General features: G+C 34.3%; 9 protein-coding genes. 3 read left to right on the top strand and 6 right to left on the bottom strand.

What is annotated here, in order from left to right; translation table 11 throughout:
* Positions 1-117: 117 nt before the first annotated feature.
* The 3 genes from PQO00_RS04330 to PQO00_RS04320 form a co-directional block, all read right to left on the bottom strand.
* On the bottom strand, positions 118-810 hold the full coding sequence (locus tag PQO00_RS04330; protein ID WP_274183605.1) for a YafY family protein: 693 nt from the start codon (positions 808-810) through the stop codon (positions 118-120).
* A 186-nt stretch (positions 811-996) separates the two neighbouring features.
* The gene (locus PQO00_RS04325; protein WP_274183604.1) at positions 997-1,374 is read right to left on the bottom strand and encodes a VOC family protein; all 378 of its coding nucleotides are present in this window, start codon (positions 1,372-1,374) and stop codon (positions 997-999) included.
* A 326-nt stretch (positions 1,375-1,700) separates the two neighbouring features.
* On the bottom strand, positions 1,701-2,096 hold the full coding sequence (locus PQO00_RS04320) for a DUF2721 domain-containing protein (protein ID WP_274183603.1): 396 nt from the start codon (positions 2,094-2,096) through the stop codon (positions 1,701-1,703).
* Between the two features lie 345 nt (positions 2,097-2,441).
* Between PQO00_RS04320 and PQO00_RS04315 the strand changes: the two genes are divergently transcribed.
* Positions 2,442-2,996, top strand: a complete 555-nt coding sequence (locus PQO00_RS04315; RefSeq protein WP_274183602.1) for a transposase — start codon at positions 2,442-2,444, stop codon at positions 2,994-2,996.
* A gap of 767 nt (positions 2,997-3,763) precedes the next feature.
* Here the strand turns inward: PQO00_RS04315 and htpG are convergent.
* Positions 3,764-5,674, bottom strand: a complete 1,911-nt coding sequence (gene htpG / locus PQO00_RS04310; protein ID WP_274183601.1) for a molecular chaperone HtpG — start codon at positions 5,672-5,674, stop codon at positions 3,764-3,766.
* Between the two features lie 291 nt (positions 5,675-5,965).
* Between htpG and PQO00_RS04305 the strand changes: the two genes are divergently transcribed.
* The gene (locus tag PQO00_RS04305) at positions 5,966-6,970 is read left to right on the top strand and encodes a 3-oxoacyl-ACP synthase III family protein (protein ID WP_274183600.1); all 1,005 of its coding nucleotides are present in this window, start codon (positions 5,966-5,968) and stop codon (positions 6,968-6,970) included.
* A 932-nt stretch (positions 6,971-7,902) separates the two neighbouring features.
* On the opposite strand, the gene PQO00_RS04300 is transcribed toward PQO00_RS04305, so the two are convergent.
* On the bottom strand, positions 7,903-10,386 hold the full coding sequence (locus PQO00_RS04300; protein ID WP_274183599.1) for an outer membrane beta-barrel family protein: 2,484 nt from the start codon (positions 10,384-10,386) through the stop codon (positions 7,903-7,905).
* A gap of 283 nt (positions 10,387-10,669) precedes the next feature.
* Here PQO00_RS04300 and PQO00_RS04295 point away from each other — a divergent pair, with 283 nt between their 5' ends.
* Positions 10,670-11,032 carry a CoA-binding protein gene (locus PQO00_RS04295; RefSeq protein ID WP_274183598.1) on the top strand — a complete coding sequence of 121 codons (363 nt, stop codon included), beginning with the start codon at positions 10,670-10,672 and terminating at the stop codon, positions 11,030-11,032.
* On the opposite strand, the gene PQO00_RS04290 is transcribed toward PQO00_RS04295, so the two are convergent.
* Positions 11,003-12,466, bottom strand: coding sequence for a sodium:solute symporter (locus tag PQO00_RS04290; RefSeq protein ID WP_274183597.1), 1,464 nt, complete (start codon positions 12,464-12,466; stop codon positions 11,003-11,005). The genes PQO00_RS04295 and PQO00_RS04290 overlap by 30 nt on opposite strands.
* Positions 12,467-12,565: the final 99 nt, after the last annotated feature.

Below are 12,565 nucleotides of genomic sequence, written 5' to 3'. Positions count from 1 at the left end.
TCTCATTGATTATCAACAGATTCTTCACTTCGTTCTGAATGACCAAAATATCATTATGCATGATTACGGACATTCAGTTATTTTATTTGTTAATTGGTATTATATTAAACATACATTTTATTTTTGATTGTAGGGACATGACTGAAAATAAGCTTGAAGGTCAAATTTTCGATCTTCAAACTTTTCTTGTAGAATTTTAAAATGTTGTATCCTGTCTATCCTAAAAGCACGATAATCTTGTCGTAAGTGGCACCAGGCAATAAGGATCCATTTGTGTTGGATAGAATATATGGCGTAGGGTTCTATTTTTCTAAAGGAAACATGGGTCTCGTTTACTTTACAGTAATTAATTTCCGTATAATTAAAATTAGTAATAGCTAGTTGTATTTCTGATAGGGCATTGCTGGAAATATTCTCGTAAGTGGGGTTGAAAATATGAATTTTACTTTGTAATAATTCACTTTTTTCCTGAACAGAAGTCCTGAAAACAGATTTAATCTTGGTCAGGGCTTCATTAAAATCTTCAACAAATGAAGCGTCTTTTGATTGATTTATTAATTGTTCTGCCGTGATTAAAGCGTTGGCTTGTTTCTCGGTAAATTGTACGGGGGCAACAGAGTAGCCGTCCATTAAGGAATAGCCCCTGCCTTCAATAGTGGTAACTGGAACACCGGCTTCTTCCAGTTTTCTAATGTCTCTGTAAATGGTTCTTACGCTCACTTCAAACTTTTTAGCAAGTTCATTGGCTGTTAAAAGGCGTTTAGATTTTAACAGGGTTAGAATTGATATGAGTCTTGATAATTGAGGCATAATAACAAAGATAGTGAACCGCTTGGCAATCCACTATCTTTACACCATTTACGAATTGAGTTTATTATGATAAAACGTTTCTTTTTACTTTCTATTTTAAAAAGAAAAGTATGATAAATTCAATTAATAACCAGCATTTGTTTTAGATTGAATAAATTTTATACCACTTTCGCGATCTGTTTAGTATTACATCATAGAATGTAATGCTACTCGATTACCTTCGGTATCTAAGAACTGAGCAATGAACCCATTTTCGTCGATATCTGTTTTGGGCATGAGTATTTTACCACCATTAGGCTCTACTCTAGAAAGAGGCGTACTTAAGTCGTCTCCACCATTTAAATAGATAGTCGCACCATCTGCTGTTGGGTTTTGTCCTTTTCCCTGGATAATAGCACCCCCAACACCTTTGTTTTCCATATCGTAAGCAAAGACACCATACTTTATATGGTCTTCTGGCATAGGGTGGTCAATAATTTCTGTCCCAATAACAGTAACGTAAAACTGTTTGGCTCTCTCATAATCTTTTACTGGAATTTCAAACCAGTTAATTGCATTTTTCATTTTTTTAATTTAATTGTTAAACTTATATGCAAAGTTATACGGGGTTGTGTCATAGTGTGTCAGGGGTGTTTTTTTGTTTAAAAAAATTTTTTTGTGAGTTGATTTGCGGGTGTGTCTAGTGTGTTTGTATACGATTTTATATAGGGAATAAGTTTCGATTCACTGATTTTCAAAACCAGTAATTTTCGGGTTCGATGGTTGCGTCGAATACTTTTTCGGCAGGTTTAAAAATGGTGTCTTTAACCAAGATTAGCTTTAAAACCGTTAATGCTTACTTTTTATTGTTTCACCAAATGGATGGATGTTAGCGGGTAAATAAAATTAGCTTATTTATTTTCAATATCATTAATATGATGCTCTAAAGCTTTAACTGAAATTTGAATTTCCCAAATTAAAAAAGCTAAGGAAAGTATTAATAAAATAAGTGCTAAACCAAATACCCAAACTGCAATAGTATGCTGTTGTATGTAAATTAAGAACATAGTGAGTACACAAAATAGCAAACTGGTAATACCAAAAATTTGCATAGAGCGGGTTAAATATAAGCGGTGTTTTATATTTTTAATTTGTGCTATTAAAACAGAATCTTTTTCCTTTTGATATTTATCGTGCAAGTTCCGTATTATAGCTGCATAAGCTAAAAACCTATTGGTGTAAGCTAGCATGATTAAAGATATTGCCGAAAATAATAGAGCGGGAGTTGTTAAGGTGAGTTCTTCCATGAATAACAGGTTTTGTATAAAAAACTAAATTATTAATTCCATTTTATAATCGAGTGATTTTTACACTGGATTTTTGGGTATGAAAGAAGGTTTTTTATTGCTCACACTAGGTCAATATCATTAAGTTAAGGCCGTAATGTCAGTCAGAGCCTTTCGTCTTTCTGCCCGTCCGGCAGGCGGGCGCTCAAGACAGGCTAAAGTCGAAGACCAATTGGAGTTCTAGTTTTTATTAGCATTTCGACTTTAGTTTATGCTGAGCGCAGACCCGATAGCGCGGATTTAAGGTTGTAATCCGTGCCCTACTATATGTGCTCACAATTTTATACTTTGTAGAAAAAACAGAGAATGTCTACAAAGTACAAAGCAACAATGACCGACACAGGTTATTTTATAACCATAACTACAGTAGGTTGGGTAGATGTGTTTACCAGATTAAAACAAAAATTTGTTATTACAGATGCTATTAGGTATTGCCAAAAGTATAAAGGTCTGGAACTCTATGCCTATTGTATAATGCCCAGCCATATCCATATGCTTTGCAAAGCAAAGGAAGGTTTCTTGCTATCGAATATTATGCGGGATTTTAAGAAATTCACTTCCAAAAAAATCGTAGACACCATTGCCAATTACCCAGAAAGTAGAAGGGAATGGATGTTGGATTACTTCAAAAAGGCATGCGAACATTTAAAGCGAAGTCAGCAATTTAAGGTCTGGCAAGATGGCTACCATGCAGAAATATGCTCGTCAAATAAATTTATAAAACAGAAGTTGGATTATATTCATAACAATCCTGTAAAGGATAAGATTGTTTCGAATCCGGAAGATTATGTTTTTAGCTCAGCAAGAAATTATGCCAGTTTAGATAGTGAACTAGATGTTGTTATGTTGCATATTTTTTAAGGGGGGGTGGGCACGGATTGCAAATCCGCGCGATCGAGAGGATTATGTTTTTAGCTCAGCAAGGAATTATGCTAGTTTAGATAGTGAACTTGATGTTGTTATGTTGCATATTTTTTAAGGGAGTGGGCACGGATTGCAAATCCGCGCGATCGAGAGGATTATGTTTTTAGCTCAGCAAGGAATTATGCTAGTTTAGATAGTGAACTTGATGTTGTTATGTTGCATATTTTTTAAGGGGGAGTGGGCACGGATTGCAAATCCGCGCGATCGGGTCTGGAAGATTATGTTTTTAGCTCAGCAAGGAATTATGCTAGTTTAGATAGTGAACTAGATGTTGTTATGTTGCATATTTTTTAAGGGGAGTGGGCACGGATTGCAAATCCGCGCGATCGAGAGGATTATGTTTTTAGCTCAGCAAGGAATTATGCTAGTTTAGATAGTGAACTTGATGTTGTTATGTTGCATATTTTTTAGGGGTAAGTGGACACGTTGCAAATCCGCGCTATCGGGGGGGTTAGGGGTAAGTGGTGAGTGGGCACGGATTGCAAATCCGCGCTATCGGGGAGTGGGCACGGATTTTAGGTGCAAATCCGCGCGATCGGGTTTGAGAATTTTTATAAAGTTAACATGTGTGTTAAACAAAAAACCACCCTGCTTTCACAAAGTGGTTTTAAAATCTATATTAATTTAAAGTAATTTTATGAGATTAAGATAACCTCATGAAATTCCTGCCTTACTGAAACGAGTTCAGCACAGGTCGCAGGAATTTATTTTATCATCTCGTAACTACGCTTAATGAAGTTCGTTAACGCTTCCCCTTTTAAAAGCCCTTGGGATAAACGTGCCAAATCTAAACTTTGATTGATTAAACGCTCTTGTTTCTTTTTGGTTTTGGTGTTTAAAATCTCGCCAACCAATGCAGAGTTGGTGTTAACTATCAAATTGTACATTTCTGGCATGTTACCCATACCAAACATACCACCGCCACCTGTAGCTTGCATTTCTTTCATGCGACGCATAAATTCCGGTTGCGTAATAATAAACGGCGAGGCATCGCTATCCATAGCTTCTAGTTGTACCATAAATTTTTCAGAAGGAATTACTTCTTTTAACAACTCATCTAAAGTCTTTTTCTGATCCTCATCTAATTTAGAAATGGTGGTTTCTTCTTTCTTGATTAAATTATCAATATGGTCCCCATCAACACGTGCAAACGTGATGTTTTCTTTGGTAGATTCCAGTTTTTGTATTAAATGCGATACGATAGGAGAGTCTAACAACAATACTTCGTAACCTTTCGCTTTTGCAGATTCAATATAACTGTGCTGTGCATCTTTATCTGAAGCGTAAAGAATCACTAATTTATCGTCTTTATCGGTTTGTTTTGCTTTAATTTTATTGAATAGCTCTTCGTAGGTATAATAAGTACCATCAACGGTTGGATACAATGCAAAAGCATCTGCTTTTTCAAAGAATTTTTCTTCGGAAAGCATACCGTATTCAATCACGATTTTAATATCGTCCCATTTCGTTTCAAAATCTTCACGACTATTGTTAAACAGTGATTTTAACTTATCGGCTACTTTTCTGGTGATGTAAGACGAAATCTTTTTTACAGCACCATCGGCCTGTAAATAAGAACGCGATACATTTAACGGGATGTCCGGAGAATCAATAACACCACGAAGCATTGTTAAAAACTCAGGAACAATACCTTCAACATTATCGGTTACAAAAACCTGATTTTGATATAATTGAATTTTATCCTTCTGGATTTGCATGTCGTTAGACATTTTGGGGAAGTATAAAATTCCCGTTAAATTGAACGGATAATCTACATTTAGGTGAATGTTGAATAAAGGCTCTTCAAATTGCATAGGATACAATTCACGGTAAAAGTCCTTATAATCTTGATCCTCTAAATCTGCTGGCTGTTTGGTCCATGCTGGGTTAGGATTGTTGATGATGTTGTCAACAGTTATTTTTTTATGGGGTTCGGTTGTTTCTTTACCGTCTTTATCTTTTGTGGTTTTAGGTGTAAAGTCTGGATCGTTTACCTCTTTAGTTCCAAATTTAATTGGAATAGGCATAAACTTGTTGTACTTTTCAAGAAGGCCTTTAATACGTCCTTCTTCTAAAAACTCTGTAGAATCCTCTGCAATATGTAGAATGATTTCTGTACCTCTATCTGTTTTGTCTGAAGCTTCAAGGGTAAATTCTGGACTGCCATCACATGTCCAATGTGCTGCAGGAGCATCTTGATAAGACTTTGTGATAATCTCAACTTTTTCAGCAACCATAAAAGCAGAATAGAAACCAAGACCAAAATGCCCGATAATTCCAGAATCCTTAGCAGAATCCTTGTATTTGTCTAAAAACTCTTCGGCACCGGAAAATGCTACCTGGTTGATATATTTTTCAACTTCATCAGCGGTCATCCCTAAACCTTGATCTATAATGTGAAGTTTTTTACCATCTTTATCGATCTTAACTTCAATTTGTGGGTTACCATATTCAACCTTAGCGTCGCCAACATTTGTTAAATGCTTTAGTTTTAGAGTGGCATCTGTAGCATTGCTAATTAGCTCACGTAAAAAGATTTCGTGATCACTGTACAAGAATTTTTTAATGAGAGGAAAGATATTCTCTACCGAAACATTAATATTTCCTTTTGTCATAATGAATTGTTATTTTTTCTTTTCCGTGTAGGCGGAAAACTGTTTATATTTATTTAATGTCTTTATGCATTAGTCAAAAAAAGTACCAAGACTTAAAATGTGACAAACTGACACAACTTTTTCTAAAAAGGAATTTTCAAAACCCAAAAACTGAGACCGACAGTCCCTAATAATTAGGTTAACTTTTTAAATTTGGAATTTTTATTTATTCTGGCATTTTGGAATATGTGATTTGAGATTTGAAATTTAGTGGTAGTTGTTGTACTTTGTATTGCTTTAAGAAAAGATATTATGTATAATTCGAAAATAATAGGTTTGGGAAAGTACCTTCCAGATAACATCGTGACGAATGATGATTTGTCTAAATTGATGGATACTAATGATGCATGGATTCAAGAACGTACAGGGATAAAGGAACGTAGGTGGATTAAAAAAGGGACAGAGGACACCTCTGCAATTATGGGTGCAAAGGCAGCCAGAATTGCTATTGAACGTTCGGGGCTAACAAAGGATGACATTGATTTTATTGTATTTGCCACTTTAAGCCCAGATTATTATTTTCCTGGTTGTGGGGTACAAATACAAGATATGTTGGACATGCCTACCGTGGGAGCCTTGGATGTAAGAAATCAATGTTCTGGATTTGTATATGCCATATCTGTTGCCGATCAATTTATTAAAACTGGTATGTACAAAAATATTCTTGTTATAGGAGCAGAGTATCATAGTAACGGGTTAGATAAAACTACTAGAGGACGAGGCGTGTCGGTTATTTTTGGTGATGGCGCAGGCGCTTGTTTGTTATCCAGAGAAGAAGATAATACTAAAGGCATTTTGTCTACCCATTTACATAGCGAAGGAAAATATGCCGATAAATTAACGGTTACCTCACCAAGTATTGCGCACTGGGTACCTGAGATTTTAGCGTCTAAAGAGGAAGATATATCTTATTTTCCGTACATGGATGGCACTTTTGTTTTTAAGCATGCCGTTGTACGCTTTAGTGAAGTGATCATGGAAGGCCTCTTGAAAAATGGTTTACAAAAGGAAGATATAGATTTGCTCATTCCGCATCAGGCCAATTTACGAATAGCTCAATTTATCCAGAAGAAGTTTGCTTTAAGAGACGATCAGGTATTTAATAATATTATGAAATATGGTAATACGACAGCGGCATCCGTTATTATCGCTTTGACCGAAGCTTGGGAAGAAGGAAAAATAAAGGCTGGAGATCACGTCGTGCTAGCTGCTTTTGGAAGCGGATTTACCTGGGCTAGTGCTATTATTAAATGGTAACTTATCTGGAGCTCTTGGATGAATAAAGCATAAGTACGAAAAACCCGAAACCTAAATAGTTTCGGGTTTTTCTAGCTATTAATCAACCTCTAACACTAATGTGAAGAATCATATGTATTAGACGGATAAAGTCTTATAATATTGTGTGGGTTTTTAATATTTAACATTTTTTAACGTATTGGATAGAAACGAAAATTGATGGATTTGTGCCCAGATGAAAGCTTTTTTGAGTCGCATAGCAAGGGCTAGGGACAATAAAAAAGATGAAATTAAAATACGGGGAACAAAACAACCATTTTTTAGCCAAGTTGTAAAAGTTTAAACCATTTTAAAGAAAAAACTCGAAATAAAAATTACGAGTTTTTTAATAATACAAATCTTTTGTCACGAATTTTTTGTGTAAATAGACGACTAACTCTAAATAATTATATTCTTCGTTGTTGGCTAGATTGTATAATACGTCTAACGTTGGTTTTTTTTATTTATTGTATAAAAAATTAATATTTATTAAAAAATATTTTTTTGTAGAATTTGAACCCGTCTCGACTTTTAGTTTTTAATCAAAAACGTGTTGAAATTTCAGATGCGGCTATAGTATAGCTAAATCAATGTAAAAAACCGAATTTCTTCGTTAAAAATACTCGCCGTAACTAAGCTATGCCTGCGTTTTTTACCTTGAACTTCAATTTTTTATTTCTAAATATTCTATGCCATTTTATTTCGACTTAGTAGCTATAAAACCGTAGAAAAGTAAAGACCTAAAGCCCATCTTGGCTTTTTTTATAAAAAAACTTTTTGTACATCGGGATAATAAAAACAAAAAAGAAAAGTATTGAAAAACAAACCCCCAAAGCATTTGCTTTGGGAGTTCTTATTTAATAATCTTGCATACATATTAACCATCAACTATAGTGCAAGACAATTAAATGTTTTTAAAGGAAACCTCCACTTCCGGATTTTTCATTTTTATCGCGACGTTTACGAGATTTTGCACGGTGTTTTCCACCACCAAATCGATAGGATAAACCGGCAGAAACTGTATGGCTTTCCCAGTTAAAGAAAATCTCTTGTTGATAAGGCTTGGAGCCTTCTCCAGAGAAATGCATGGTATTAAATACATCGTTAAAATTTAAGTTAAATGAACCTTTTCCTTGAGCAAAGCTTACTCTGGCACCAAGGTTGATAAAAAACATGGGGTCTATATTAAATTGTATATTTTGATTCTGCCCTTTGTAAAAAGCAAATGCCGTTAAGCTTATTTTTTTACTAGCTTTAAAGCTATTGAACATTTTCAAGTTCCAAGCGACATTATCAACTTCATCGATATCTGTTACAATGTTATCTACAGTTGCTGTTTCAATAGGTGCATTCAGGCTCTCTGCAATACCTTTTTGAGTTTGGGAATAGAAATCAAAACTACCATTAATATTCCACCATTTTGTAGGACGATAGTTTGATGACACTTCTATACCGTAGGCAGAAGTATCGTCAAAGTTATCGTGAGTTAAAATAATTCTACCAGAACTAACATCACTTCTGTCAATAAACAAAGCTCTATTGATTTCATCAGAAATAGCACGATAAAATACACCTGCAGTAATGCTCCCTTTACGATCTTTTAAATTTCTTGTGTAATTTAATTCTAAAGAATTTGTAAACTGAGGCTCTAAGGATTGGTTACCAAATGAAGAAATAAGGGGCGTGCTCCATTCTTTTATAGGGTTTACTTGACCAATGCCTGGACGATCTACACGACGACTATAACTTAGCTGATAAGAATTTTTTTCTGAAGGCGTATAAGTAAGGAAGGCAGAAGGGTACACTTCAAAATAATCATTATTAAAGGCAATAGGTGTTGTGGTACTAGAGGTTACATCTGTTTGTAAAGCTAAGGCATCCACATTAACGCTTTCTGCACGTACCCCTACTTGGTAAGTCCATTTATCAAATTTTTTGCTAAAAGTGGCATAGGCAGAATAAATATCTCTTGTGTAATCAAATACTGTACTGGGTGTTGGCTCCAAGGTACCAGAATTATTATATGATTCCCCGGTTGAAGCAAAATCAATATCCGTGTTGAATAATCTGGCTTGAAGCCCAAGTTCCAATTTTGAAGTATCAGATAAAGGATTTACATAATCCAAATTAACAGTCGTACTTATTCTATCTGTTTCATTGAAGTCTTGGTAATCAGGTTGATTTCCTAAAAAGACCATGTAATCAATGGGGTTTTTCCCATCATAGATATTATGATCGACTTCTAGCTCGATATTATGCCCTTCTTTTTTAAAATCTAACTTATAATCTAAATTATATTGAGAGGTGTTATTCTTGTCATCACCGATAAGTCTTTGGCTTTGGTTAAAGGCATTATTGTTATTAAAAATGGCCTGAGTACTACTTGTGGTAATGTTCTTGGCAACATTTTGATTAGTGAATAAAGAAATCGTGTTTTTATCATTGATATAAATATCTATACCGACTTTAAATAAATGTGATTTATTATTTGTTAAGAACTCAAAAAATTGCTCTGAATCGTTCTCAGGCCTAAATACATGGCCGTTATTAATACCTTTGGCAATGTTATTACTATAATTAGTATATATATTAAACTTGCCCGTGCGATAATTTAAATTGATTGCGCTATTAAATTTTGCTTCTTCTTCATGAGATAGTGTCGTACTTATATCGCCATTAAAGCCTACCATCGTGTTTTTGTGTAAAATAATATTAATAATACCGCTCATGCCCTCAGGATTATACTTTGCAGAAGGGTTTGTAATTAATTCTATGGATTTTATGGCCGTTGAGGGAATTTGTTTTAATAATTGGGAGGTTGGGATATTAGATAATTTACCATCTACCATAACTCTTACGTTTTGGTTTCCCCTAAGACTGACATCTCCAGTTTGAGCATCCACACTTACAGATGGAATGCCAACCATTAACTCTGATGCAGTTCCTGTGGCAGCCAAATCTTTTCCAATAGTTATTACTTTCCTGTCTACCTTTTGTTGAATAGAAGATACTTCTGCTATAACGGTAACAGCATCTAAGCCTTCTGTTTCCTCTTCTAGCAAGATGTTTCCTAAGTTTACTCTGTAGTTGCCTTTACCTATAGTAATTTCTTTGTTATATGTTTTGTATCCTATATATTGAATACTTATAACGACATCTCCTTCCGTTACTTTTTCAATTTTAAAAGTACCATCATCTAAAGAGATGCCTCCAGTTAAGATTTTACCTTTGGTATTTTTAATAATGATGTTGACGTAAGGTAAGGGTTGGTTTAATTTAGCGTCTAATACTTTTCCGGATATGGTGCCGGTTTTATCGGCATTTTTTTCAGGATCCGTTGTATGTGCTTGTGTTGATATTGTACACAATAAAACACAAACTAAAAATAGTTTGTACATTGTTAATTTGATTTTTTGATTGATGATATATTTAACCTGGGTTCGATTTGATAATGATTGTATTTATATAAAAACCGTCATGTTATGTTGTAATGTCAGGTTGGGTCTTTCGACTTCGTTCAGGATAAACTAAAGTCGAAAGGTACAAGGTGGCAAGCAACAATATTAGTGAGTTTATCCTTAAAATGAATTTATTTTAAATAGAACTCAGGCTATTTAATAAGTAGACGCCTTTGTTCGATTTCTGTTACTATATTTTTTTATCTTAACATTTTTTTAACATATGAAAAAGAAAACACTAGTGCTTGGCGCATCTTTAAAACAAAATAGGTATTCCAATTATGCCATACAAAGATTGGTTGCCAATGGGCTTGAGGTGGTTGCTTTTGGTCTGAAAAAAGGGACCATTTCGGGTATAGAGATTGATAATGAGTTGCTACCATATAGAAATTTGCATACAGTCACATTATATCTGAGCCCTAAGAGACAGGAAGATTATTACGATTATGTGGTGTTGTTAAAACCGAAACGTGTTATTTTTAATCCGGGAACCGAAAATCCTGAGTTTTATAAAATTTTAAAAGAAAACAAGATCCCTTTTGAAGCAGCTTGCACCTTAGTTTTGCTTGCTACGAATCAATATTAGTCCCAGAAACGTGATCAACCCATTAATTATGAGAAGTTCGTAACCAATAACATAGCCTCCAATTTGTTCCGCAGGAATTTTTCCAATTAAATAGGACAGTATTACGGATATTAATGTTACAAGCCAAACGTATTTATCGATAATTTTAAATTTGGTAAAAATCCCAAAAGCAAATAACCCAAGTAAGGGGCCATAGGTATAACCTGCAACCTTTAAAAGATTATCAATAACGTTGCTGTCTAAAATGTATTTAAAAGCTACGATAACAAAAATAAGAATGATACTCATCAAAATATGGATGCGCTTTCGTAATCCTTTTTGTTTCGATTCATCAATTTTTTCTATTCCTAAAAAATCTACACAAAAAGATGTTGTTAATGATGTTAAGGCGCTATCGGCACTACTGTAAGCAGCTGCAATTAGACCTAATAAAAATACCACTGCCAACGAGGTGCTCAAGCCCCCATTCAATGCTATTTCCGGGAACAGTAAATCCGTTTTTATCTTACCGTCTAGCATAGGGGTTGCTATATTAAATTTATCTGCATAAATAAATAGAAGGGCTCCAAGTAGCAAGAAAATAAAATTAACAACAACTAAGACCAAACTAAAAGAAACCATGTTTTTTTGTGCGTCTTTAAGTGTTTTACAGGTTAAGTTCTTTTGCATCATATCCTGATCTAAACCTGTCATACAAATAGCGATAAACATCCCTCCAAGAAAGGACTTTACAAGATGGCTTTTTACTAAAAAGGACTCTGTGAAAAAAGTTTTATTATAGGTATTCAATGCATCGGAAGCCAAAAAATCTGAAAAACTCCAACCTAATTTATCGGTGATTAAAATGATGGCTATAATCACGGCAATGAGCATGAACAGGGTTTGTAAGGTGTCTGTCCAAACAATAGTTTTAATACCGCCTTTATAAGTATATAACCATATTAATAAGATTGAAATGGTTACAGTCCCCCAAAATGGAAACCCATAGGCATCAAAAACAAACTTTTGCAATACAATAGCGACCAGATATAATCGAAAAGAAGCTCCTAGAACTCTTGATATAAAAAAGAAAAAAGCACCTGTTTTATAACTAACCAGGCCAAAGCGATTTTCTAAATATTGATATATTGAAGTAACGTTGAGTTTGTAATATATAGGAAGCAATACATAGGCTATAACAAAATAGCCGGCTAAATATCCAAAAACAACCTGCATATAACTAAATTGAGAAGCTTCAACCCAACCTGGAACAGAAATAAATGTGACGCCAGAAAGTGACGCACCTATCATTCCAAAAGCAACAACAAACCAAGGGGATTGCCTTTTGGCCTTAAAGAAGGTTTCATTAGAATCTTCTTTGCCAGTTAAATACGATATAAGGATAAGTACTCCAAAATAAGCTGCTATAAGTAGCATGATTTGTGTTGCAGACATTGAATAAATTTTAAGTGTTGAAATTACAAATATTAAAACTCAAATTCCAAATGAAGTGTATGTAATTTAAAAGAGTCGTTGAAAATTAGCGAATTTCAG

The organism is Flavivirga sp. 57AJ16 (assembly GCF_028736925.1).
GTDB lineage: Bacteria > Bacteroidota > Bacteroidia > Flavobacteriales > Flavobacteriaceae > Flavivirga.
This window is presented reverse-complemented; position numbering and strand designations above follow the sequence as displayed.

Bases quoted from the DNA above. Each gene is read 5' to 3' on its own strand.
- PQO00_RS04305 (WP_274183600.1), top strand. From the start codon at position 5,966: ATGTATAATTCGAAAATAATAGGTTTGGGAAAGTACCTTCCAGATAAC.
- PQO00_RS04325 (WP_274183604.1), bottom strand. From the start codon at position 1,374: ATGAAAAATGCAATTAACTGGTTTGAAATTCCAGTAAAAGATTATGAG.
- PQO00_RS04300 (WP_274183599.1), bottom strand. From the start codon at position 10,386: ATGTACAAACTATTTTTAGTTTGTGTTTTATTGTGTACAATATCAACA.
- PQO00_RS04295 (WP_274183598.1), top strand. From the start codon at position 10,670: ATGAAAAAGAAAACACTAGTGCTTGGCGCATCTTTAAAACAAAATAGG.
- PQO00_RS04320 (WP_274183603.1), bottom strand. From the start codon at position 2,096: ATGGAAGAACTCACCTTAACAACTCCCGCTCTATTATTTTCGGCAATA.
- PQO00_RS04315 (WP_274183602.1), top strand. From the start codon at position 2,442: ATGTCTACAAAGTACAAAGCAACAATGACCGACACAGGTTATTTTATA.
- PQO00_RS04330 (WP_274183605.1), bottom strand. From the start codon at position 810: ATGCCTCAATTATCAAGACTCATATCAATTCTAACCCTGTTAAAATCT.
- PQO00_RS04290 (WP_274183597.1), bottom strand. From the start codon at position 12,466: ATGTCTGCAACACAAATCATGCTACTTATAGCAGCTTATTTTGGAGTA.
- htpG (WP_274183601.1), bottom strand. From the start codon at position 5,674: ATGACAAAAGGAAATATTAATGTTTCGGTAGAGAATATCTTTCCTCTC.